Genomic DNA, 24,157 nt, shown 5'->3' with positions numbered 1-24,157 from the left:
TTGACTGGTAATCCTGCAGCCTTCCCGGGTCATCCGGTGATATCGCGCAGGGCGACCTCACTCAGAATGCGTTCCAGCACCTGCTCGATGGACAGCTCGGTAGAATCCAGCTGTATCGCGTCGGCTGCCGGCTTGAGCGGGGCTACCGAGCGCTGGGTATCGCGCTCATCGCGCGCACGAATCTCATCCAGCAGACTCGACAGACTAACATCATCGCCCTTGGCCTTCAACTGGAGGTAACGGCGCCGCGCCCGCTCCTCGGCGCTGGCCGTCAGGAAAATCTTCAACGGCGCATCGGGGAATACCACCGTGCCCATGTCCCGGCCATCGGCGATCAGGCCCGGCGCCTCGCGGAACGCGCGCTGACGCTGCAGCAGCGCCTCGCGTACCGCCGGCAGGGCAGCCACCTGGGAAGCACCAGCACCGACATGCTCGTTGCGGATGTCATTGCTGACGTCGTCGCCTTCCAGAATGATGCGCTGCAACTGGCCTTCCTCGGCCGCAAGGAACTGTACGTCCAGATGGGCGGCGAGGGCCTTGAGCAGCTCTTCGTTGGTCAGGTCGACGCCATGGTTGCCCGCAGCGAACGCGAGTAGACGATACAGGGCGCCGGAGTCCAGCAGGTTCCAGCCCAGGCGCCGGGCCAGCAGGCCCGCTACAGTACCCTTGCCCGAACCGCTAGGCCCGTCGATGGTGATGACCGGCGCTTGCAGGTTCACGATTTACCCTCTTCAGCGACGCGAATCCCGACCTCTGCGCACAAGGCCAGGAAGTTCGGGAAGGAAGTAGCGACGTTGGCGCAGTCATGGATGCGGATCGGCGCAGTTGCTCGCAGGGAAGCCACGCTGAAGGCCATGGCGATCCGGTGGTCACCGTGGCCATGGACCTCACCACCACCGATCTCGCCACCATCGATGATGATGCCATCGGCGGTGGGCTCGCACTTGACTCCCAAGGCCTGGAGGCCGTCGGCCATGACCTGGATGCGATCGGACTCCTTGACCCGCAGCTCCTCGGCACCACGCAGGACGGTACGGCCTTCGGCACAGGCCGCAGCAACGAACAGTACCGGGAACTCGTCGATGGCCAGTGGAACCAGATGCTCGGGAATCTCGATCCCCTTGAGCCTGGCACCACGCACACGCAGGTCGGCAACCGGCTCGCCACCGACTTCACGCTGGTTTTCCAGGGTGATGTCACCGCCCATCAAGCGCAGGATGTCGATCACACCAGTACGGGTCGGGTTGATGCCGACGTGCTCCAGGAGCAATTCGGAGCCTTCGGCGATCGACGCGGCCACCAGGAAGAAGGCCGCCGAGGAAATATCCGCAGGTACTTCGATATGGGTCGCCTTCAGCTTGCCGCCGGATACCAGCGAGGCGGTCGGCCCCTCGACGCTCACTTCATAGCCGAAACCACGCAGCATGCGCTCGGTATGGTCGCGGGTCGGTGCTGGCTCGGTGACCGTGGTCTTGCCCTCGGCGTACAAACCGGCAAGCAGCAGGCAGGACTTGACCTGGGCGCTGGCCATCGGCAACGTGTAGGTGAGCGCCTTGAGCTTGTGCCCGCCACGAATGGTGACCGGTGGACGGCCCTGCTCGGCGGTTTCAATGACCGCCCCCATTTCGCGCAGCGGATTGGCGACACGGTTCATCGGACGCTTGGACAGCGAGGCATCGCCGGTCAGCACGGTGTCGAAGGCCTGCGCAGCCAGGAGGCCGGACAGCAGGCGCATCGAAGTACCGGAGTTGCCCAGGTAGATAGGGCCAGGTGGCGGTTTCAGGCCATTGAGGCCGACGCCGTGAATTGTCACGCGACCGTGATGCGGACCTTCGATCACCACACCCATGTCACGAAACGCCTGCAGGGTCGCCAGAGCGTCCTCGCCTTCGAGGAAGCCTTCGACTTCCGTGGTGCCCTCGGCCAGCGAGCCGAGCATGATCGAGCGATGGGAGATCGACTTGTCGCCGGGAACGCGAATGCGCCCGGACAGACGGCCACCAGGTTGTGCCAGGAAAATCAGGTCGTTGGAGTTCATAGCGTCCACATAGGCCCGTCGGGCCAGGATTTTACTGAAATGCTCGCGGGCAACCCGAGCGCGCGTGAACACGCCCAGCAACTGATGCCCGTCCCCTGCATCGACCGCATCGCGCAAGGCGTCGAGGTCGCTGCGAAAAGTGTCCAGTATGCGCAAGACAGCCTCGCGATTGGCGAGAAAAATGTCATGCCACATTACAGGGTCACTGCCCGCGATCCGCGTGAAATCACGGAAGCCGCCGGCAGCGTAACGGAAGATATCGAGGTTTTCATTGCGCTTGGCCAGGGAATCGACCAGGCCGAACGCCAGCAGATGCGGCAGATGACTGGTGGCAGCCAGCACTTCGTCGTGACGCTCCACCTGCATGTGCTCGACATCCGCATCCAGCGCACGCCATAGCCGGTCAACCAGGGCCAAGGCCTCGGCATCGGTCTCGGCCAGCGGGGTCAGGATCACCTTGTGCCGACGAAACAGCCCGGCATTGGAAGCCTCCACCCCGCTCTGCTCGGAACCGGCGATCGGATGCCCGGGCACGAAGCGCCCCAGTCGCTCCGGCATGACCGCACGAGCCGTGCGAACGACATTGCCCTTGGCACTGCCAACATCGGTCAACACCGCCTGCCCCAGGTCCATTCCGGCCAGCCTGGCCAGCACCTTCTCCATCGCCAGGATCGGTACTGCCAGTTGGATCACGTCGGCACCGACGCAGGCCGCTGCAAGGTCTTCCTCACAGCGGTCGACCACACCCAGCTCGACTGCCAGCTTGCGCGATTGCGGGTCCAGATCGACACCGACCACTTCGCGGCACAGGCCGCTTTCACGCACGCCCTTGGCGAAGGAACCACCGATCAGGCCGAGGCCTACTACAACAAGCCGGCCAAGCACGGTTTCGCTCTTTTGCGTTTCGATTTCAATCACTGAGCCAGGACCCTGTTCAAAACATCCCCCATCGTCACGCCTCAAAGCACCGCTTTCGGGTAGGAACCCAGCACTTTCAGGGCAACCGCCTCCTGACTGATCTTCTCCAGCACGGCCTTGATCAGCGGATCCCGGTGATGGCCGACGAAATCGATGAAGAATACGTAGGTCCATTTACCGCTGCGCGAAGGGCGGGTCTCGATGCGCGTGAGGTCGATTCCGTTCTCATGGAACGGCACCAGCAATTCGTGCAAAGCGCCCGGCTTGTTGCTCATGGACACGATGATCGAAGTCTTGTCGTCGCCCGTCGGCGGGACTTCCTGGTTGCCGATCATCAGGAACCGGGTGGAGTTGTCCGGACGGTCCTCGATCTTCTCGGCCAGTCGGGTCAAGCCATACAGGCCGGCAGCCATGTCGCCGGCAATGGCGGCCGAGTTCCACTCGCCCTTGACCCGCTTGGCCGCCTCGGCATTGCTCGCCACCGCGACGCGCTCCACATTCGGGTAGTGGGCATCCAGCCACTTGCGGCACTGGGCCAGGGATTGGGCATGGGAATAGATGCGGGTGATGCTGTCGGTCTTGGTGTTCTCGCCCACCAGCAGATGATGGTGGATACGCAGCTCGACCTCGCCACAGATGACCATGTCGTGCTCGAGGAAGCTGTCGAGGGTGTGGTTGACCGCGCCCTCGGTGGAGTTTTCCACAGGCACAACACCGAAGTTGACCGCACCGGCTGCCACCTCGCGGAATACTTCGTCAATCGCCGCCATCGGCTTGCTGATCACGGCATGGCCGAAGTGCTTCATCGCCGCAGCCTGGGTGAAGGTACCCTCGGGGCCGAGGTAAGCCACTTTCAGCGGCTGCTCCAGCGCCAGGCAGGAGGACATGATTTCGCGGAACAGCCGGGCCATTTCCTCGTTGCCGAGCGGCCCCTGGTTACGCTCCATGACCCGCTTGAGCACCTGCGCCTCGCGCTCGGGCCGGTAGAAAACCGGAACCTCGCCCTCGGCCAGGGAGCCCATCTTGACCCGCGCGACTTCCTGGGCACAGCGGGCGCGATCACTGATCAGTTCGAGGATCTTCTCGTCGAGACTGTCGATGCGTACCCGCAGCGCCTTGAGTTCCTGTTCGGACATCAGGCGTGTTCCTTCTCGAATTCGGCCATGTAGGCCACCAGGGCTTCGACGGCTTCCAGGCCCAGCGCGTTGTAGATCGAGGCACGCATGCCTCCGACCGAACGGTGCCCCTTGAGGTTGAGCAGGCCACGGGCGTCGGCACCGGCGAGGAACGCCTTGTCCAGACGCTCGTCGGCCAGGCGGAACGGCACGTTCATCCACGAACGGGAATTGACGCTGATCGGGTTGGTGTAGAAATCGCTCTTGTCGATGAAGCCGTACAGGCGGTCTTTCTTGGCCCGGTTGCGCTGCTCCATCGCAGCCACGCCGCCCTGCTCCTTCAGCCACTGGAAGACCAGGCCGGAGAGGTACCAGGAATAGGTAGCCGGAGTGTTGTACATCGAGCCGTTATCGGCCGCGATCTTGTAGTCGAGCATGGTCGGGCAGGCGCTGCGGGCGCGACCCAGCAGGTCTTCGCGGACGATCACCACCACCAGGCCGCTCGGGCCGATGTTCTTCTGCGCTCCGGCGTAGATCAGGCCGAACTGCGAGACATCGATCGGACGGGAAAGGATGTCGGAAGACATGTCCACCACCAGCGGAACGTCACCGGCCTGCGGCACCCAGTCGAACTGCAGGCCGCCGATGGTTTCGTTGGAGGCGTAGTGCAGGTAGGCGGCGCCCGGGGTCAGCTTCCACTCGTTCTGGCCGGGAATGGCCAGGAAGTCGTAGGGCTTGGCCGAGGCGGCGACATTGACGTTGCCGAAGCGGCGCGCTTCCTCGATGGCCTTCTTCGACCAGATGCCGGTCTCGATATAGTCGGCGGTAGCGTTCTCGGGCAGCAGGTTCAGCGGGATCTCGGCGAACTGCTGGCTGGCGCCACCCTGGAGGAACAGCACCTTGTAGTTGGAGGGGATGGACAACAGGTCGCGCAGGTCCTGCTCGGCTTGCTGGGCAATGGCCACGTAGTCGTCGCTACGGTGACTCATTTCCATGACGGACAGGCCTTTGCCGTTCCAGTCCAGCATTTCGGCCTGGGCGCGCTGCAGAACAGCGTCCGGAAGCGCAGCAGGGCCTGCGCAGAAGTTAAAGGCTCGTTTGCTCACATCCACTCTCGCTCTGCTCAAGATAACGGCAGAAGCGGGGACGAGCCCCGCTTCCGTATTCCACACATCTACCACTCAATCCTGTACGACGTCTTCCTCGCCGGCAGCATCCGCCTGCGGCGCCTCGATGTTGTCGTCGCCTGCCTCGGCATCCGGCAGTTCGTCGTCCTCGTCGTCCTCGGAAGGCTCCTGGACCCGCTCCAGGCCGACCAGGGTTTCGTCGCTGGCCAGCTTGATCAGGGTAACACCCTGGGTATTGCGACCCAGGCTGGAGACCTCGCCGACACGGGTGCGAACCAGGGTGCCCTGGTCGGAAATCAGCATGATCTCCTCACCTTCCTGCACCTGGACAGCGCCGACCAGACGACCGTTACGCTCGTTGCTGACCATGGCGATAACGCCCTGGCCGCCACGCTTGTACTCGGGGAACTCGCTGATCGCGGTGCGCTTGCCGTAGCCGCGCTCGGAAGCGGTGAGGATCTGGCTGCCCTCCTCCGGAATGATCATCGAGATCAGCTTCTGCCCTTCGGCCAGGCGCATGCCGCGCACGCCACGAGCGGTACGGCCCATGGCGCGGACATCGGATTCCTTGAAGCGTGTCACCTTGCCAGCATCGGAGAACAGCATGACCTCACGCTCGCCATCGGTGATGGCAGCGGAAATCAGGATGTCGCCTTCGTCCAGCTCCAGGGCGATCAGGCCGACGCTGCGCTGACGACTGAACTGCTCCAGCGGGGTCTTCTTCACGGTGCCGTTGGCAGTGGCCATGAAGATGTAGTGACCCTCGGTGTATTCCTCGACCGGCAGCATGGTGGTGATGTGCTCGCCATCGTCCAGCGGCAGCAGGTTGACCAGCGGGCGACCACGGGCCGCACGGGACGCTTCGGGAATCTCGTAGGTCTTCAGCCAGTACACCTTGCCCTTGCTGGAGAACAGCAGCAGGGTGGTATGGCTGTTCGCTACCAGCAGGTGGGAAATGTAGTCTTCGTCTTTTACACCCGTCGCCGACTTGCCTTTGCCACCGCGACGCTGGGCCTGGTAGGCCGCCAGCGGCTGGGTCTTGGCGTAGCCACCATGGGAAATGGTTACCACGCGATCTTCTTCCGGAATCATGTCGCCCAGGGTCAGGTCGAGGCGCGCGTCGATGATCTCGGTGCGGCGCGCATCGCCGTATTCGGCGCGGATCAGTTCCAGCTCTTCGCGGATCACTTCCATCAGGCGCTCGGCACTGCTGAGGATACGGATCAGCTCGCCGATCTGGTTGAGGATCTCCTGGTATTCGGCCAGCAGCTTCTCGTGCTCCAGGCCGGTCAGGCGGTGCAGGCGCAGGTCAAGAATGGCCTGGGCCTGTTCCGGCGACAGGTAGTACTTGCCATCACGCAGGCCGTATTGCTCGTCGAGGTTTTCCGGACGGCAGGAGTCGGCACCGGCACGCTCGACCATCACCTGCACGGCGCTGGATTCCCATGGCGTGCCGATCAGCGCTTCCTTGGCCTCCGAAGGCGTCGGCGAAGCCTTGATCAGGGCAATGACCGGGTCGATGTTGGACAGCGCAACCGCCTGGCCTTCGAGGATATGCCCACGCTCGCGAGCCTTGCGCAGCTCGAACACGGTACGCCGGGTCACCACTTCGCGGCGGTGGCGGACGAAGGCTTCGAGCAGGTCCTTGAGGTTGAGCAGACGCGGACGACCGTCGATCAGGGCGACGATGTTTATGCCGAACACGCTTTGCAGCTGGGTCTGGGCGTAGAGGTTGTTGAGCACTACCTCCGGCACTTCACCACGGCGCAGCTCGATGACCACGCGCATGCCGTCCTTGTCGGACTCGTCGCGCAGCTCGGTGATGCCTTCAAGCTTCTTCTCTTTCACCAGCTCGGCGATCTTTTCGATCAGACGGGCCTTGTTCAACTGGTACGGCAGTTCGGTGATGACGATCTGCTGGCGGCCACCGACCTTGTCGATGTCCTCGACGGTGGAGCGGGCGCGCATATAGATGCGTCCGCGACCGGTGCGATAGGCCTCGATGATGCCCTGACGACCGTTGATCAGGCCGGCGGTGGGGAAGTCCGGGCCCGGGATGAACTGCATCAGTTCATCGACCGTGATCTCGGAGTTGTCGATCAGCGCCAGGCAACCGTCGATGACTTCGCCGAGGTTGTGCGGCGGGATGTTGGTCGCCATGCCCACGGCGATACCGCTGGAGCCGTTGACCAGCAGGTTGGGGATACGGGTCGGCATGACCGCAGGGATCTGTTCGGTGCCGTCGTAGTTGGGCACCCAGTCCACGGTTTCCTTGTGCAGGTCGGCCAGCAGCTCGTGGGCCAGCTTGGCCATGCGCACTTCGGTGTATCGCATCGCCGCAGCATTGTCGCCGTCGACCGAACCGAAGTTGCCCTGGCCGTCGACCAGCAGGTAGCGCAGGGAGAAAGGCTGGGCCATGCGCACGATGGTGTCGTAGACAGCGGTATCACCGTGAGGGTGGTACTTACCGATCACGTCACCGACCACACGGGCGGATTTCTTGTACGGTTTGTTCCAGTCGTTACCCAGTTCGCTCATCGCATACAGAACGCGGCGATGCACGGGCTTCAAGCCATCACGCGCATCGGGCAGTGCACGCCCGACAATGACGCTCATCGCGTAGTCGAGGTAGGACTGTCTCAGTTCGTCTTCGATATTGACCGGGAGGATTTCTTTGGCCAGTTCGCCCATGAGAAGCCTGATTCCTTTTTCTGGTGAAACTTCGTCGCATCCATATGGGACGAACGAAGCTCGCCGCCGCGAAGGGCCTCCTGCGCGACGACTTACGACAAATCAACGAGTTATGCCATGGATCTGCGTAGTGAAGAGCACCCCGCTGGGCGCCCTTGGAAACCGCCGGATGTTATCACAGTCGGCGGGGGCATGGGAGTATGGCAAAGCGCCGCCTGGCGCGGGCGAAAATGGCTCTGCGCCACCTGCGGCATGGAACTCAATGCAAGCGCTTGCGGCACATCAACTGCGCCAGCTTGGCCGTATCCGGCCGCTCTACGATCCCCTTCTCGGTTACGATCACGTCGATCAGGTCCGCCGGGGTCACATCGAACAACGGGTTGCATGCCTCGACGCCAGTTGCAATGCGCTCTCCGGCGATCCCCAGCAACTCGGCACCCTCACCTTCCTCGAGCACGACGTCTTCGCCACTGGCCAGGCCCAGGTCGATGGCCGCACTCGGCGCCACCACCATGAAGCGCACCCCGTGATGCATCGCATTGACCGCCAGCTGGTAGGTACCAATCCTGCTGACCACGTCGCCATTGGCGGCAATGCAGTCGGCACCGACCACCACCCAGGTAATGCCCTTGGTCTTCATCAGGTGGGCTGCGGCCGAATCGACGCTGACGATTGCCGGAACGCCCTCGCTGGCCAATTCCCAGGCCGCCAGGCAGGTGCCCTGCAGGCCAGGGCGGGTCTCATCGACGTAGACATGCTCGATCATGCCGTCCAGCCAGGCCGCGCGGATCACCCCGAGCGCCGTGCCAAAGCCGCCGGTAGCCAGCGCGCCGGTGCTGTTGTGCGTCAACACGGTCTGCTCGCTGCCCTGGTACTTGCGGATCAGTTCCATGCCCAGCTGGGCCATGGTCAGGTTGGCTTCGCGATCGCTTTCGTGGATCGCGCGGGCCTCGGCCTCCAGCGCCTGCGACGGATCGTCGCCCTCGCGTAGCCGCTGCAAGCGCTCGCGCATGCGATTCAGGGCCCAGGAAAAACCCACGCCGTTCGGCCGTGCCTCGCTGAGCACGGTGAAATCGGCTTCCAGCGCATCACGCCAGTTGCCCCCCTCGGCCAGGCGCCAACGCAACCCCAGCAGCACGCCATAAGCGGCGCTGATGCCGATGGCCATGGCCCCGCGCACCACCGTCGAGCGGATCGCTTCAGCCACACCCGCAGCGTCAGCGCAAGCCAGCCACACCTCCTCGAAAGGCAGCGCGCGCTGGTCGAGCAAGTAAAGAGTGCCATCACGCCAATCGATGGCCTTTGCTTTCTCTGCAGCCAGAAGTCGATCGCGCATGCCTCACCCCGTCATTCGGACATCAAAAACCGGCGATTATAACGAGCCCCAAGCGCGGACGCTCGGGTATACTTCGCCATCCGCCCATGCACCAGGGAAATCCGTGCAAATGCCCAAGTCCACTACCCCTCTCGACCTGCTGCTCCTGCCAACCTGGCTGGTGCCTGTCGAACCGGCCGGTGTGGTCCTGGAGGATCACGCCCTGGGCGTGCGCGACGGCCGGATCGTGTTCCTTGGCCCGCGGAGCGAAACCAGCCGCTTCAATGCGACCGAAGTCCGCGAACTGCCCGGCTGCCTGCTGGCACCCGGCCTGATCAACGCCCACGGCCACGCGGCCATGACCCTGTTCCGTGGCCTGGCCGACGATCTGCCACTGATGACCTGGCTCGAAGAACACATCTGGCCCGCCGAGGCCCGCTGGGTCGATGAGGATTTCGTGCGCGACGGCACCAACCTGGCGATCGCCGAGCAACTCAAGGGCGGCATCACCTGTTTCAGCGACATGTACTTCTATCCGAAGATCGCCAGCGAATGCGTGCACGACAGCGGCATGCGCGCGCAGATCTGCGTGCCGCTGCTGGACTTCCCGATCCCAGGCGCTCGCACCTTCGACGAAGCACTGCACCTGGGCATAGAGCTGTTCGGCAGCCTGCGCCATCATCCGCGCATCCGCATTGCCCTGGGCCCTCATGCGCCCTATACGGTCAACGACGAAAACCTGGAAAAGGTCCGGGTCGTGGCCGACGAACTGGACGCGCCGGTGCAGATGCATGTCCACGAAACCGCCAGCGAAGTCCACGATGCCGTGCAGCAGCGCGGCGAGCGGCCCTTGCAGCGCCTGGCCCGCATCGGCCTGCTCGGGCCCAACCTGCAGGCCGTGCACATGACCCAGGTCAGCGATGACGACCTGGCATTGCTGGTAGAAAGCAACACCAGCGTGGTGCATTGCCCCGAATCCAATCTAAAGCTGGCCAGCGGCTTCTGCCCGGTGGAACGCCTGTGGCTGGCCGGAGTGAACGTCGCCGTCGGCACCGATGGCGCAGCCAGCAACAACGATCTCGACCTGCTCGGCGAAACCCGCACCGCCGCCCTGCTGGCCAAGGCCGTGGCCGGCTCGGCCAGCGCCCTGGATGCCCATCGAGCCCTGCGCATGGCCACCCTGAACGGCGCCCGCGCCTTGGGAATCGAAGCCATTACCGGCTCCCTGGAAATCGGCAAGGCAGCCGACCTGGTCGCCTTCGACCTCAGCGGCCTGGCCCAGCAACCGGTCTACGACCCGGTGTCGCAACTGATCTACGCCAGTGGCCGCGACTGCGTGAAGCATGTCTGGGTCGCGGGCAATGCGCTGCTCGACGAGCGCCGCCTGACCCGCCTGGACGAGCAGGCCCTGCATGCCAGCGCAGTGGCCTGGGGCAAACGTATCGCCGGCCTCGCCGAATGACCCGGCAGCCATGCTGCCGCACAGAATTTTCACCGTTTCAGAGGACAGTTCCATGAGCAACGTCGACCACGCCGAAATCGCCAAGTTCGAGGCCCTGGCCCATCGCTGGTGGGACCGCGAAAGCGAGTTCAAACCGCTGCACGACATCAATCCGCTGCGGGTCAACTGGATCGACGAGCGGGCCAGCCTGGCCGGCAAGAAGGTCCTCGACGTCGGTTGCGGCGGTGGCATCCTCAGCGAAGCCATGGCCCTGCGCGGCGCGACCGTCACCGGCATCGACATGGGCGAGGCTCCGCTGGCGGTGGCCCAGTTGCACCAGTTGGAGTCTGGAGTGAAGGTCGAGTACCGGCAGATCACCGCCGAGGCCCTGGCCGAAGAGATGCCCGGGCAGTTCGATGTGGTTACCTGCCTGGAGATGCTCGAGCACGTCCCCGACCCCTCCTCGGTGATCCGTGCCTGCTTCAGGATGGTCAAGCCCGGTGGCCAGGTGTTTTTCTCCACCATCAACCGCAACCCCAAGGCCTATCTGTTCGCCATCATTGGCGCCGAATACATCATGAAGCTGCTGCCCCGCGGCACGCACGACTTCAAGAAATTCATCCGCCCTTCCGAACTCGGCGCCTGGAGTCGCGCGGCGGGCCTGAGCGTCAAGGACATCATCGGCCTGACCTACAACCCGCTGACCAAGCACTACAAGCTGGCCGCCGACGTTGACGTCAACTACATGATCCAGACCCTGCGCGAGGAATGAGCATGCGTTTGCGAGCAGTACTTTTCGACATGGACGGCACCCTGCTCGACACGGCGCCGGACTTCATCGCCATCAGCCAGGCGATGCTCGCCGAGCGCGGGCTGCCGGCAGTACCCGACAAGATCATCCGCGACGTGATCTCGGGCGGCGCCCGGGCGATGGTCGCCGCGACCTTCGGCATGGACCCGGACGCACCTGGCTTCGAGGCCCTGCGCCTGGAATTCCTCGAGCGCTACCAACGTGACTGCGCGGTGCACAGCAAGCTGTTCGACGGCATGCAGGAGCTGCTCGAGGACATCGAGCGCGGCAAATTGCTGTGGGGCGTCGTGACCAACAAGCCGGTACGCTTCGCCGAGCCGATCATGCAGCGCCTGGGCCTGGCCGAGCGCTCCTCGCTGCTGATCTGCCCGGACCACGTGAAGAACAGCAAGCCCGACCCGGAGCCGATGATCCTTGCCTGCAAGACCCTCGGCCTGGATCCGGCCAGCGTCCTGTTCGTCGGCGACGACCTGCGCGACATCGAGTCGGGGCGCGACGCCGGCACCCGCACCGCCGCAGTGCGCTACGGCTACATTCATCCCGAGGACAACCCTAACAACTGGGGCGCGGACGTGGTGGTCGACCACCCGCTGGAACTGCGCAAGGTGCTCGACGGCGCCTTGTGCGGCTGCTGATCACCCGATCCAGGCATAGGTGTATGCGATGCTCGTGCTGGATGCTTTGGGACCGCTGGCGCGGTCCATCGCAGGCAAGCCAGCTCCTACAGTGACAGGCGGCACCTATGTGCCATAGGCCACGCTGCGGCGTGGCCTGAAGACACTCCTTTTCGAGGCAATTCCCATGTTCGACTACACCGCCCGTCCAGAGCTGCTCAAAGGCCGGGTCATCATGGTCACCGGCGCCGGTCGCGGGATCGGTGCGGCAGCGGCCAAGGCGTTCGCCGCCCGTGGCGCCACCGTGCTGCTGCTGGGCAAGACCGAGGCCAACCTGGCCGCGGTCTACGACGAGATCGAGGCTGCGGGCCATCCGCAACCGGTGGTCATCCCGTTCAACCTGGAAACCGCGCTGCCGCACCAGTACGACGAGCTGGCCGTGATGGTGGAGAACGCATTCGGCCGCCTCGACGGCCTGCTGCACAACGCTTCGATCATCGGCCCGCGCACGCCGCTGGAACAGCTGAGCGGCGATAACTTCATGCGCGTCATGCACATCAACGTCAACGCCATGTTCATGCTGACCCAGACGCTGCTGCCGCTGCTCAAGCTGTCGGAAGATGCTTCGGTGGTATTCACCTCCAGCAGCGTCGGGCGCAAGGGCCGGGCCTACTGGGGTGCCTATGGCGTGTCGAAGTTCGCCACCGAGGGCCTGATGCAGACCCTGGCGGACGAACTGGAAGGCGTGGCCCCGGTGCGGGCCAACAGCGTGAACCCGGGCGCGACCCGCACCAGCATGCGGGCCCAGGCTTATCCTGCGGAAAATCCGCAGGACAACCCGCTGCCCGAGGCCATCATGCCGGTCTATCTGTACCTGATGGGCCCGGACAGCACCGGGGTCAACGGTCAGGCGTTCAACGCCCAGTAAGACGCCTCAGGCCAGGGCCCCGCGACGGCGGTCGTCCTGGCCAGACTCACTGTGTTCCAGCTGCATGCAGCGTTCGAGGAACAGGAACATATAGTCGTAGCTCTTGCAGATCGCCCGTTTCAGCTCATTCTGCAAGGCCTTGCCCGGGCTGTTGCCCGCCAGGGTGCAGATGATTTCCAGCGCTTCCCACGGGTGGGCATCATCGTACTGGGCATGCATCTTCAGCCACTTCATCGCGCGCTTGCGGCCTTCCTCGGGGAAGCCCTGTGCATAGGTGTCGGTCGAACAGACCACCGCCGACCACTCGCCCACCGCCCCTCGATCGCATAGTTGGTCGCCGCCATGGCCACCACCAGCGAGTCCGCGGCACAGGTATGCACGCACCAATCACTGAGCGCCTGGAGCTCCGCCGGCACCTCCTGCGCCTGCAGCTCCTCAAGGCTGACGCCGTGGGCTTCGCACCAGTGCACCCAGTAATCGGCGTGGTTGAGTTCGACACGGATATTGCGCATCAGCCAGCGCCGCGCCATGTCCTCGCCGGGATGACGGGCGTAACGGGTCTTGGTCAGGTTCTGCGCCATGTACACCGAGAATTGCTCGACGACGGGCCAGCCGCCCACCAGGTACTGACGCATGGTCCGGCTGGAAACCTGACCGTCGCGCAAGCGCTGGTAGAACTCATGCTCGACCACACGACGCTTGTGCGGTGCGCATTCCTGGATCAGGCGCTGGGCCCAGAGGGGATAACTGGTGGCGTCCATCAATGGACCGGTCCGGGTAAAGGTATCAATCACTGTCAGCTCCTTGTCCTTGTGATCTGGATGGAAGCGTCAGCGTAATGTCCCCGGCGAGCCGAACAGCATGGGCCTGGCCGCATCGCGCTGACGCCTCAGGCTGGCGGCGGAAAAGGCCTGGGGCCGCTCGATCAGGAAGCCCTGGGCGTAGTCGACACCGATTTCCCGCAAAGCCTGTTCGATCAGCGGTGTTTCGACAAACTCGGCGATGGTGCGCTTGCCCATGACATGGCCAATGTGATTGATCACCTGGACCATTGCCCGGTTAACCGGATCGTCGAGCATATCCTTGACGAAACTTCCGTCGATCTTGAGGAAGTCTACAGGCAAATGTTTCAGATACGCGAACGACGACATTCCGGCGCAAAAATCGTCAAGGGAAAATTTGCAGCCCAATCCTTTCAATTCGTTGATAAAACGAATGGCACTGCCGAGATCGGCAATCGCGCTTGTTTCAGTAATTTCGAAACAGATCAATTCAGGAGGGATGGCGTAGTCGCTGAACTGCCGCCGCAGATAGTCGAGGAACTTGTCATCCCCGATGCTGTTGCCTGAAAGGTTGATCGAGCATATGGCCAGCGGCCCTTCGGCACCTTCGTCGAGACACTGGCGGATCACCTTGAACACGCTGCCGACAACCCAACGGTCCAGGGCCGTGATCAAGCCGAAGCGCTCGGCGGCGGGAATGAAGCTGTCGGGCAGGATTATCCGGCCGCTTTCATCATGCAGGCGCAGGAGAATTTCCAGATGTCCGCCGCCATCCTCCGGATGCAAGGCAGCGATTTCCTGGGCGTACAGGCAGAAGCGGTTTTCCTCCAGGGCGATATGCAGGCGCTGGATCCAGGCCATCTCGCCGAAACGCACCGACAGCTCGGTATCGTCGGCCTGGTACAGCTGAACCCGGTTGCGCCCTTTTTCCTTGGCCATGTAACAGGCCATGTCCGCCGCCCGCAGAGCCGCCTCCAGGGTTTCCGGCGCCTGGTTAAGGTGCACCAGGCCGATGCTCACGGTATTCATGAATGGCCGGCCCTTCCATACGAAATGCAGGCTCTGCACCGACTGGCGCAGGTTCTCGGCAATCCGCTCGGCTTGTTCCGGCGGGCAATCATGCAGCAGCACGCCGAACTCGTCGCCGCCCAGCCGCGCCAGTACATCGCCCTCGCGCAGGGCCGATTGCAGCACTGCGCAAATGTGCCGCAACAATTCGTCGCCGGCCGCATGGCCGCTGGTGTCGTTGACCAGCTTGAATTGGTCGAGATCGAGGAACATCAATGAATGCCGGCCGCTATGCCGGGCCAGTTCGGCGAGGGCCTGCTCCAGGCGATATTCGAAATCGCGACGATTGGACAGCCCCGTCAGTGCATCGTGGGTCGCCTGCCAGGACAGATTGGCGATGTACTGGCGCTCCTGGGTCATGTCGTGCAGCACCAGCACAGTGCCACTGATGCGCCCTTCGCTGATGATCGGCGCGCCGACCAGGGCCACCGCCACCGTGCTGCCATCCAGGCGCTGGATCTGCCGGACATGTTCGGAACCGCCGCTCAACGCACCGTTGAGGATGTGCTCGGTAAGGGTCAGCCTGTCTTTTTCGGCATTGTCGTCGAGCAGGCTGAACAGCGCCGCCAGGGGCAGGCCCTGGGCATGCAGCGCATCCCAATGGGTGAGTTGTTCGGCGGCCGGGTTCATATAAAGGATGCACCCGTCCACGTCGGTGGTAATAACCCCGTCGCCAATCGAGGCCAGGGTGATCTGCGCCCGCTCCTTTTCCACCTGCAGGGCACTGGCGAAAGCCTGGCGCTGAGCCAGCAGCTTGCTCGAACGCAGCCAGGCCAGGGCGATCAGGAATGCGGCGGTCGCCAGGTTGGTGAGCAGCAGCAAGCGCAGGAGCATCCGCGAACCTTCGCCAAGGGCGTCGCTGAAGGCCCGGGCGGCAGGCGTGACGTTGTCGTTGATGGCCACGATGCGCTGTTTCCAGTCCACCAGGTCCCGGGCCGTGGCGCGGTTAGCGGAAATGCCGGCGTGGATTTCCCGGGCCAGGGTGTCCAGTTCCTGCAGGAAGCTGTCGCCCACCTGCCAGCGATCGATGGCCTTTTCCAGATAACTGACATGGCGAAAATTCAGGTAGAACCAGATCACGCTGGCTACATCGTCCGGGTGGTTGCCGCCGGCCAGGATGCCCTGGCGCGCGCCCTCCAGGTCCGGCGGATCGCGATCCAGGGCCAGGCGCAGGCGGTGGCTGCCCTCGGGAATGGCAAAGGCCTGCCGATATTTGCGGAAATTCTCTTCGTCGCGGCTATCGACGTAGAGGCTGAGGTAATAGATGGCGTCTTTCTGCCCCTTGGACCACAGGCTCTCCCCTGCCACGTAGGCGCGCATCGCCGAGAGGGCGTACAGGCTCATGCTGCCGAGCAGCGCCTGGAACAGCACCACGGCAATGAATGGCCAGATGAGCCCCAGGAGCCTGGGCGTTTCGAGCGTCCGTTTTCCCTTCATGAAATCCCTTGCGACAGCACACCGGTGAGTGGCCTCACTCTGTTCCGATACAGACTAGGCCATTTGCCTTCATGCAGATAAGTGATTTCGCACAATAAAGGCTCAGCTTTGCTGCAAGTGACCGTACAGCTTGGCGTAAAGGCCGCCCTCGGCGATCAATTGCTGATGGCCGCCATCCTCGGCGACATGACCGCCATCGAAGACCAGCACGCGGTCGGCCTGTTTCACTGCCGACAGGCGGTGGGCAATGATCAGGGTGGTACGCGCGCTGAGGAAGCGGGCCAGGGCGTGGTGCAGGTTGTATTCGGTGGCTGCATCGAGGGCCGAGGTGGCCTCGTCGAGTATCACCACCTTGGGCTTTGCCAGGACCATCCGGGCGATCGCCAGACGCTGGCGCTGGCCGCCGGAAAGTCGCACCCCGGAGCGACCGACCACGCTGTCCAGGCCATGCGGGAGGGCATCGATGGTCTCGTCGAGCTGGGCGATGGCCAGGGCCTGCCAGCACTCCTCGTCGCTGCAGTCGCGGCCCATGGTCAGGTTGGCGCGCACCGTGTCGTTGAACAGCGAGGGATGCTGCAGCACTACCGCAACGTTCTCGCGCAGGGTATCCAGGCCGATGTCCTGCAGGGTCGCCCCGCCAAACCGGATGGTCCCGGCCTGCGCGCTGTACAACCCGAGCAACAGCTGCACCAGGGTGCTCTTGCCGCCGCCGCTGGCACCGACGATGGCGACCTTTTCTCCCGGTGCGATGGCCAGGTTCAACTGGTCCAGCACCGGCTCCTCGCCATAGCCGAAGCGCAGGCCACGAACCTCGATGCCCACCGTGGTCTGCCCGTGGAACGGATCGGTGCCGCCGGCGAACTGCGGCTCGTCACCACGGGCGAGCAGTTCGTTGATCCGGCTCAGGGCGCCACCGGCCGCGTAATAGGCGTATTGCAGGTTCAACAGCTGTTCTACCGGCCCGATCATGAACCACAGGTAGCTGAACACCGCGAGCATCTGGCCGATGCTCAGGTCGGAAAACAGCACGGTCAGCATCGCCGCCGCGCGGAAGATATCGATGCCGAACTGGAACAGCAGGCCACTGGCGCGGCTACTGGCGTCGCTTTTCCACTGCGAGGCCACCGCATGGTTGCGCACTTCCTGGGCGCGCAGGCCCAGGCGCCCGAGGAAATAGCCTTGGCGGTTGCCAGCGCGGATCTCCTGGATGGCGTCCAGGGTTTCGGCCAGGGCCTGGGTGAAGCGCGAAGTGCTGTCGTTCTCCAGCTTCTTCAGGTGCTTGACCCGCTTGCCCAATTGCACCGTGGCGAAGATCACCAGCGGATTGAACAGCAGGATCAGCAGCGCCAGTTGCCAATGCATCCAGATCAGGATCGCAGCGGTGCCGGTCAGGGTCAGCATCGCCACGAGGAACCGGCTGAGGGTTTCGCCGACGAATTTGTCCAGGGTGTCGAGGTCGGTAACCAGGTGCGTGGTAACCGTGCCGCTGCCGAGGCTTTCGTACTCGCTCAGGGAAATGCGCTTGAGCCGCTCGATCAGGCGGATGCGCAGGCGATAGACGATGTCCTTGGCCAGCCCGGCGAACAGCTTGGCCTGGACCACGTTGAAAAGCAGCGCGCTGCAGCGCAACAGCAGGGTTACCAGCAGCATCAGGCCGATATAGCCGGCCGCCACCTGCCAGTTCTCCGGCAGGAAACGGTTCATCCACTTCAAGGCGGCATCGCCATGCCCGAGCAGCACTTCGTCCACCAGCAGCGGCAACAGCAGCGGAATCGGCACGCTGCACAGGGCCGCCAGTACGGCGACCGCGTTGGCCGTCCACAGGGACTTCTTGTGATGCAGCGCCAGGCGGCGGATTTCCGCCCAGCTCAAGCGATCGGCAGACGCCGCCGCAGGCCCGGGAACCGGGTCGGGCGAGCCTGGCAGATCAAGCATGGGCAGCCCGCTCCAGCCAGCGGCCAAGCAAGGGTTCAAGGGACTCAAGCGGCTGGTAGCCGTTGGTCAGCAAGGCCAGTTGGCCGTTGCGCTCGGCCAGCAGCGTGGGGAAGCCGGCAATGCCCAGGTCCTGGGCCCACGTGAAGTCAGCGGCGGTGGCGCTGCGCTGTTCGGGGCTGGTGAAGGCCGCAGCGAAGCTGGCGCGATCCAGACCGGCCTGCTCCGCCAGGTTGACCAGGGTCGGCGCCAGGGTGACATCCTCGGCCCGCTGGTAGAACGCCTGCTGGATCAACGCCAGCAACCCCCAGACCTTGTTACCGTCCAGGCTGCGCGCGGTCACCAGGGCGCGGCAGGCCGGCTCGGTGTCGTAGACGAAGCCGTCGGGCATGGCGCCATCAAGCAGGAACGGCTGCCCCGTCGCCTCGTTGACCGCCTGCCAATGCTCAAGGATATAACGCCGGGTCGAGGCGTCCAGCGCCGAGCTGCCGGTGCGCAGGCCGCCGACCACCAGGCGGGTCTCAACCCCCGCCTCACGCGCCCGGGCAATCAGGGCCGCAGCCACCGGCGCGAACCCCCAGCACCAGGAGCACATCGGGTCCATCACATAGAGCAGGCGGGCGGTCATGCATCACACCTCGGCTTTGCGGTAGTTGAACCCGATCGGGTGCGGCTGGTTGCGGGCCTTGGCCAGTTCGATCTGCTTCTGCCGGTCGATGGCACTGCGGCGGGTCTTTTCGCTCAGGCTGTCCCAGCAATGCGGGCAACTGATGCCTGGCGAATAGTGCTCCGAGGCCCGGTCCTCGACACTGACCGGATGGCGGCACGCATGGCACTGGTCGTAGTCGCCTTCGCTGAGGTCGTGACGCACGGTGACCCGGTTGTCGAAAACGAAGCAGTCGCCTTGCCACTTGCTCTGGTCCTGAGGCACTTCTTCAAGATATTTCAGGATCCCGCCTTTCAGATGATAGACCTCTTCGAAGCCCTCACCGAGCATGTAGCTCGATGCCTTCTCGCAGCGGATGCCGCCGGTGCAGAACATCGCCACCTTCTTGTGCCGCGCCGGGTCGAAGTTGGCCTTGATGTACTCGGGAACTCGCGGAAGGTGGTGGTCTTCGGATCGATGGCACCCTCGAAGGTGCCGATGGCCACTTCGTAGTCGTTGCGGGTATCGATCAACAGGACTTCCGGGTCGCTGATGAGGGCATTCCAGTCCTGCGGCTCGACGTAGGTGCCGACCGCCTTGTTAGGGTCCACGCCCGGTACGCCGAGGGTAACGATCTCTTTCTTCAGCTTGACCTTGGTGCGGTAGAACGGCTGCTCGTCGCAGTACGACTCCTTGTGGTCGACATCTGCCAGGCGCGGGTCGTTGCGCAGCCAGGCGAGCAGGCCGTCGATGCCTTCGCGGGTGGCGGAAACGGTACCGTTGATACCTTCCTCGGCCAGCAGCAGGGTGCCCTTGACACCGTTGGCTTCCATGGCGGCCAGCAGTGGCTCGCGCAGTTCGACGTAGTCTTCGAGGGTGACGAACTTGTACAGCGCCGCCACGACGATGGATTGGGTCATGCTTGCAACTCTCCAGTGGTCACCCTCGCAAAGGGCGGACCGGGTTCGAAAATACAAATAAAAACGCGCCGACAAGCGGCGCGGGTGCGGAGTTTACCAAAACCTGATGGTGAAATCAGTGCTTGCTGCCTCCGGCGCAGGTCGGAGAAGCCGGCGCAACACCGACCTTTTCCCATTCCTGCGGGGTGTAGGTATGCAACGCCAGGGCATGGAACTGACCCATCAGGTCGCCGAGGGTGGCGTACACCTTCTGGTGCCGCTTGACGCTGTTCAGGCCCTCGAACTGCTCGCTGACCAGCACCGCCTTGTAGTGGGTCTCGGTGCCACGGCTATGCATATGGCTCTCGTCCAGCACCTGCAAGTGCCGGGGTTCCAGCACCGACAGGCTCTGTTCGATCTTCTGTTGCATCGACATCGGCGGCTCCGCTTATGGCTTCTTGGCCGGCGCGGCGGCCTTGCCGGCGTTCGGGTCGAGTTCGTTGGTCATGTCCGACAGCAGCTTGTTGACCACCGGTACCGCGCTTTCCAGCTTCTGCTGGGTCAGTTGGGCGGATTGCTGGGTCACCTGCGGCATTTTCTCCAGGACTTTCTTGCCCAGCGGCGACTGGTAGAAGGCCACCAGGTCCTTGAGCTCCTGCTCGGTGAAGGTGCTGGTATAGAGGTTGACCATGTCCGGTTTCAGCTTGTTCCAGCCGATGGCGTTATCCAGCGCGGCGTTGGCCTTGGCCTGGTAGCTGTCGAGCACGGATTTCTTCGCGGCAGGCGCCTTGGTCTGCTCGAAGCGCTGGGCGAACATCTGTTGCACCTGCATGTACACCGGCGTGCCGAGCTTGTCGGCATGGGCCAGGGTCAGAAACTTCTCTGCCGCAGCATTGTGGCTCGGACTGGCAGCGAATACCTGGCCGCTTGCGCAAACCAGGGCGACGGCCGTGCAAAGGGCGCGGAGACGGGTCATCGGAAATCCTTAAAAGAGTAAGTGAGTGTTTCCAGCGTAGAGCATTCTGCGCCGACGGGCGCAGCCGCTCAATAGGACGAGTGGGCTATGGAACCGGCCTGGTGAATCAAGACCTAAACTGTCTGGTCAAACTTGCATCTTGCAAAGGAGTGGGTAACACATGAGCCGCATCGAAACTGACAGCCTCGGACCGGTCGAAGTTCCTGATCAGGTCTACTGGGGTGCGCAAACGCAGCGTTCACTGATCAACTTCGCCATCGGCAAGGAACGCATGCCGCTGGCCGTGCTGCATGCCCTGGCCCTGGTGAAAAAGGCGGCGGCGCGGGTCAACGACCGCAATGGCGACCTGCCCGCCGATATCGCCCGGCTGATCGAGCAGGCCGCCGACGAGGTGCTCGACGGCGAGCATGACGACCAGTTCCCGCTGGTGGTCTGGCAGACCGGCAGCGGCACCCAGAGCAACATGAACGTCAACGAAGTGATTGCCGGGCGTGCCAACGAACTGGCCGGCAAAGGCCGCGGCGGCAAGGACCCGGTACACCCCAACGACCATGTCAACCGCTCGCAGAGTTCCAACGACTGCTTCCCTACGGCGATGCATATCGCCGCGGCGCAAGCCGTGCAGGAAAAGCTCCTGCCGGCCATCGCCGAGCTCTCTGCTGGGCTGGCAGAGTTGTCGGCGCGCCATACCGACCTGGTGAAAACCGGACGCACCCATATGATGGACGCCACGCCCATCACCTTCGGCCAGGAGGTCTCGGCCTGGGTGGCCCAGCTGGATTACGCCCAGCGCGCCATCCGCAGCGCCTTGCCGGCGGTGTGCGAGCTGGCCCAGGGTGGCACGGCGGTGGGCACCGGGCTCAATGCGCCGCACGGTTTTGCAGAAGCCATCGCGGCGGAACTCGCCGCGCTGTCGGGCTTGCCGTTCGTCACCGCACCGAACAAGTTCGCCGCCCTCGCCGGCCATGAACCGCTGACCACCCTGGCCGGCGGCCTGAAAACCCTCGCCGTGGCCTTGATGAAGATCGCCAACGACCTGCGCCTGCTCGGCTCCGGCCCACGGGCCGGACTCGCGGAAGTACGCCTGCCGGCCAACGAGCCGGGCAGTTCGATCATGCCTGGCAAGGTCAACCCGACCCAATGCGAGGCCCTGTCGATGCTGGCCTGCCAGGTATTGGGCAACGACACTGCCATCGGCTTCGCGGCCAGCCAGGGACACTTGCAGTTGAACGTGTTCAAGCCGGTGATCATTCATAACCTGCTGCAATCCATCGAGCTGCTCGCCGATGGCTGCCAGAACTTCCAGCGCCATTGCGTCGCCGGTATCGAGCCGGATTCCCGGCAGATGGCCGCGCACCTGGAGCGTGGGCTGATGCTGGTGACCGCGCTGAACCCGCATATCGGCTACGACAAGGCCGCGGAAATCGCCAAGAAGGCCTATGCCGAAGGCATCACCCTGCGTGAGGCGGCCCTGACCCTGGGCTATCTCACCGATGCCCAGTTCGATGAGTGGGTGCGTCCCGAGCAAATGCTCGAAGCCGGTGGCAAGGGCTGAGTCAGGCGGCCAGCGTCGCTGACCCGCGACGCCTCCCAATGCACCAGCGCCTCGGCGAACGCGCCGTAGGCCACCAGGATGTAAAAGAACCCTGTGGGAGCTGGCTTGCCAGCGATGAGGCAGGCACTGACCAAGATGTTGTCAGATCTGGCCCTATCGCTGGCAAGCCAGCTCCCACAGGTCAGTGCCAGCCCCAAATCCCGCGGCTGGTTCGGGAACCTGTGGGAGCCGGCGTTGCCGGCGATGAGGCAGGCACAGGCAATGAGGGTGTCTGGCCGGGCCAATCACTGGCAAGCCAGCTCCCACAGGGTTTGGTGTCAGCTTCAAGCATCACTTCTTGTGCTTGCGGAACGCCGCCTCCAGCGCTTCGTTGATGGTGCGCAGCACCTTCACCCGCGCCCAGCGCTTGTCGTTGGCCTCGACCAGGGTCCAGGCCGCGATCTCGGTGCTGGTGCGGTCGACCATATCCCCGACCGCCTGGGCATACAGGTCCCATTTGTCGCGGTTGCGCCAGTCTTCCTCGGTGATCTTGAAGCGCTTGAAGGGAATGTTTTCGCGCTCCTGGAAACGCTCAAGCTGGGTCTGCTGGTCGATCGCCAGCCAGAACTTGACCACCACCACCCCGGCGTTGCTGATCTGCTCTTCGAAATCGTTGATCTCGCCGTAGGCACGCATCCAGTCGGCCTGGCTGCAGAAGCCCTCGACCCGCTCCACCAGCACCCGGCCATACCAGGAGCGGTCGAAGATGGTGAACTTGCCGAACGCCGGCAAGTGGCGCCAGAACCGCCACAGGTACGGGTGCGCCCGCTCTTCCTCGGTGGGTGCGGCGATCGGCACGATGTTGTACTGGCGCGGGTCCAGTGCTGCCGCCACCCGGCGGATCGCCCCGCCCTTGCCCGCCGCGTCGTTGCCTTCGAAAACGGCCACCAGCGAGTGATGCTTCATGCGCTTGTCGCGCAGCAAACCGGCCAGGCGCGCCTGTTCGGTCAGCAGCTGTTCCTGGTAGTCGTTCTTGTCGAGGTGGACGCTGAGGTCGAGGCTTTCCAGCAGGCTGCGGTCGTCAATGCTGGCCCCCAGCGGGGCGATCGGCGTCGGCTCCTTGAGGGTCTTGGCCTTCAAGGCATTCTGCAGGCCTTCCAGAAGCAGCTTGCCCACGGCCAGGCTGCGGTAATGCGGATCGAACCCTTCGATGATGTGCCAGGGCGCATACTCGCGGCTGGTGCGGCGGATCACCCGCTCGCCGAAGCGCACGAAGCGGTCGTAGGTTTCCGATTGCTGCCAGTCCAGCGGGCTGATGCGCCAGCGGTGCACCGGGTCATCCTTGAGCGCCTTGAGCCGCGCCTTCATCTGCTTCTTGGACAGGTGGAACCAGAACTTGAAGATCAGCGCGCCTTCGTCGCAGAGCATCTGCTCCAGGCGCTCGGCGCCGCTGATGGCCTGGTCCAGCACGGCGTCCTTGAAATGCCCGTGGACCCGGCCCTGGAGCATCTGGCTGTACCAGTTACCGAAGAACACGCCCATCCGCCCCTTGGCCGGCAACGCCCGCCAATAGCGCCAGGCCGGCGGACGCGCCAGTTCTTCGTCGGTCTGCTGGTCGAAGGTGCGTACTTCGATCAGCCGCGGGTCCATCCATTCGTTCAGCAGCTTGACCGTCTCGCCCTTGCCGGCACCTTCGATGCCGTTGATCAGCACGATCACCGGGAAGCGTGCCTGCTGCTTGAGTTCGAACTGGGCTTCGAGCAAGGCTTCCCGTAGCGCGGGCACTTCGGCGTCGTAGGTTTCTTTGTCGATCGAGTGACCGATTTCAGCGGATTCGAACATACCAGGCTCCCTTCATGGATAAGCAAGACTAGCGGATCGCCAC

17 protein-coding genes and 3 pseudogenes are annotated in these 24,157 nt (G+C 63.7%); 5 read left to right on the top strand and 15 right to left on the bottom strand.

Features of this window, described 5'->3' with window-relative positions; genetic code table 11:
* Nucleotides 1–29 precede the first annotated feature (29 nt).
* From cmk to mtnA, 6 genes are all read right to left on the bottom strand, one after another.
* Nucleotides 30–719: a (d)CMP kinase gene (gene cmk, locus CSV86_RS03375; RefSeq protein ID WP_009407560.1), complete on the bottom strand. Its 690-nt coding sequence runs from the start codon at nucleotides 717–719 to the stop codon at nucleotides 30–32.
* Entirely contained in the window at nucleotides 716–2,956 is a 2,241-nt protein-coding gene (locus tag CSV86_RS03370) for a bifunctional prephenate dehydrogenase/3-phosphoshikimate 1-carboxyvinyltransferase (RefSeq protein WP_009407559.1), read from the bottom strand. The genes cmk and CSV86_RS03370 overlap by 4 nt, the downstream gene beginning before the upstream one ends.
* 41 nt (nucleotides 2,957–2,997) lie before the next feature.
* Nucleotides 2,998–4,092: a prephenate dehydratase gene (gene pheA, locus CSV86_RS03365; RefSeq protein ID WP_009407557.1), complete on the bottom strand. Its 1,095-nt coding sequence runs from the start codon at nucleotides 4,090–4,092 to the stop codon at nucleotides 2,998–3,000.
* The gene (gene serC, locus CSV86_RS03360; RefSeq protein WP_009407555.1) at nucleotides 4,092–5,177 is read right to left on the bottom strand and encodes a 3-phosphoserine/phosphohydroxythreonine transaminase; all 1,086 of its coding nucleotides are present in this window, start codon (nucleotides 5,175–5,177) and stop codon (nucleotides 4,092–4,094) included. Before serC ends, pheA begins: the two co-directional genes overlap by 1 nt.
* Nucleotides 5,178–5,252: 75 nt before the next feature.
* Nucleotides 5,253–7,889 carry a DNA gyrase subunit A gene (gyrA, locus tag CSV86_RS03355; RefSeq protein WP_009407553.1) on the bottom strand — a complete coding sequence of 879 codons (2,637 nt, stop codon included), beginning with the start codon at nucleotides 7,887–7,889 and terminating at the stop codon, nucleotides 5,253–5,255.
* 259 nt (nucleotides 7,890–8,148) lie between these two features.
* The gene (gene mtnA, locus CSV86_RS03350) at nucleotides 8,149–9,225 is read right to left on the bottom strand and encodes an S-methyl-5-thioribose-1-phosphate isomerase (RefSeq protein WP_009407552.1); all 1,077 of its coding nucleotides are present in this window, start codon (nucleotides 9,223–9,225) and stop codon (nucleotides 8,149–8,151) included.
* Between the two features lie 109 nt (nucleotides 9,226–9,334).
* Here mtnA and CSV86_RS03345 point away from each other — a divergent pair, with 109 nt between their 5' ends.
* The 4 genes from CSV86_RS03345 (at nucleotide 9,335) to CSV86_RS03330 (ending at nucleotide 12,998) form a co-directional block, all read left to right on the top strand.
* Complete coding sequence (locus tag CSV86_RS03345; RefSeq protein ID WP_009407551.1) at nucleotides 9,335–10,666, top strand: TRZ/ATZ family hydrolase; 1,332 nt, start codon at nucleotides 9,335–9,337, stop codon at nucleotides 10,664–10,666.
* A 52-nt stretch (nucleotides 10,667–10,718) separates the two neighbouring features.
* Nucleotides 10,719–11,417 carry a bifunctional 2-polyprenyl-6-hydroxyphenol methylase/3-demethylubiquinol 3-O-methyltransferase UbiG gene (ubiG, locus tag CSV86_RS03340; RefSeq protein WP_009407549.1) on the top strand — a complete coding sequence of 233 codons (699 nt, stop codon included), beginning with the start codon at nucleotides 10,719–10,721 and terminating at the stop codon, nucleotides 11,415–11,417.
* A gap of 2 nt (nucleotides 11,418–11,419) precedes the next feature.
* The gene (gene mupP / locus CSV86_RS03335) at nucleotides 11,420–12,091 is read left to right on the top strand and encodes an N-acetylmuramic acid 6-phosphate phosphatase MupP (protein WP_009407548.1); all 672 of its coding nucleotides are present in this window, start codon (nucleotides 11,420–11,422) and stop codon (nucleotides 12,089–12,091) included.
* A 166-nt stretch (nucleotides 12,092–12,257) separates the two neighbouring features.
* Nucleotides 12,258–12,998, top strand: coding sequence for a YciK family oxidoreductase (locus CSV86_RS03330; RefSeq protein ID WP_009407547.1), 741 nt, complete (start codon nucleotides 12,258–12,260; stop codon nucleotides 12,996–12,998).
* Nucleotides 12,999–13,004: 6 nt separating this feature from the next.
* Here CSV86_RS03330 and CSV86_RS03325 read toward each other — a convergent pair.
* The 7 genes and pseudogenes from CSV86_RS03325 to CSV86_RS03295 form a co-directional block, all read right to left on the bottom strand.
* Nucleotides 13,005–13,792 (bottom strand): annotated as a pseudogene (locus CSV86_RS03325) (iron-containing redox enzyme family protein).
* A gap of 36 nt (nucleotides 13,793–13,828) precedes the next feature.
* A complete protein-coding gene (locus CSV86_RS03320) occupies nucleotides 13,829–16,285 on the bottom strand; it encodes an EAL domain-containing protein (RefSeq protein WP_009407545.1) in 2,457 nt (818 codons plus the stop codon).
* A 102-nt stretch (nucleotides 16,286–16,387) separates the two neighbouring features.
* Complete coding sequence (locus CSV86_RS03315) at nucleotides 16,388–18,220, bottom strand: ABC transporter ATP-binding protein (RefSeq protein WP_009407544.1); 1,833 nt, start codon at nucleotides 18,218–18,220, stop codon at nucleotides 16,388–16,390.
* The gene (locus tag CSV86_RS03310; protein WP_009407543.1) at nucleotides 18,213–18,845 is read right to left on the bottom strand and encodes a DsbA family protein; all 633 of its coding nucleotides are present in this window, start codon (nucleotides 18,843–18,845) and stop codon (nucleotides 18,213–18,215) included. Before CSV86_RS03310 ends, CSV86_RS03315 begins: the two co-directional genes overlap by 8 nt.
* A gap of 3 nt (nucleotides 18,846–18,848) precedes the next feature.
* Nucleotides 18,849–19,783 (bottom strand): annotated as a pseudogene (trhO, locus tag CSV86_RS03305) (oxygen-dependent tRNA uridine(34) hydroxylase TrhO).
* Nucleotides 19,784–19,898: 115 nt separating this feature from the next.
* Nucleotides 19,899–20,198: a BolA family protein gene (locus tag CSV86_RS03300; RefSeq protein WP_009407535.1), complete on the bottom strand. Its 300-nt coding sequence runs from the start codon at nucleotides 20,196–20,198 to the stop codon at nucleotides 19,899–19,901.
* A gap of 12 nt (nucleotides 20,199–20,210) precedes the next feature.
* Entirely contained in the window at nucleotides 20,211–20,738 is a 528-nt protein-coding gene (locus CSV86_RS03295) for a DUF2059 domain-containing protein (protein WP_009407533.1), read from the bottom strand.
* Between the two features lie 160 nt (nucleotides 20,739–20,898).
* Here CSV86_RS03295 and CSV86_RS03290 point away from each other — a divergent pair, with 160 nt between their 5' ends.
* Nucleotides 20,899–22,293 carry a class II fumarate hydratase gene (locus CSV86_RS03290; RefSeq protein WP_009407531.1) on the top strand — a complete coding sequence of 465 codons (1,395 nt, stop codon included), beginning with the start codon at nucleotides 20,899–20,901 and terminating at the stop codon, nucleotides 22,291–22,293.
* Here the strand turns inward: CSV86_RS03290 and CSV86_RS33220 are convergent.
* Nucleotides 22,260–22,370: pseudogene (locus tag CSV86_RS33220) on the bottom strand (EamA family transporter); the annotation flags it as partial. The gene CSV86_RS03290 and the pseudogene CSV86_RS33220 sit on opposite strands and share 34 nt — an antisense overlap.
* A gap of 253 nt (nucleotides 22,371–22,623) precedes the next feature.
* Nucleotides 22,624–24,114 (bottom strand): polyphosphate:AMP phosphotransferase, encoded by a 1,491-nt coding sequence (pap, locus tag CSV86_RS03285; protein WP_009407529.1) that lies wholly within the window; start codon nucleotides 24,112–24,114, stop codon nucleotides 22,624–22,626.
* Between the last annotated feature and the right edge of the window lie 43 nt (nucleotides 24,115–24,157).

It is taken from the genome of Pseudomonas bharatica CSV86, from assembly GCF_000319305.2.
In the GTDB taxonomy this organism is placed as follows: domain Bacteria; phylum Pseudomonadota; class Gammaproteobacteria; order Pseudomonadales; family Pseudomonadaceae; genus Aquipseudomonas; species Aquipseudomonas bharatica.
This window is presented reverse-complemented; position numbering and strand designations above follow the sequence as displayed.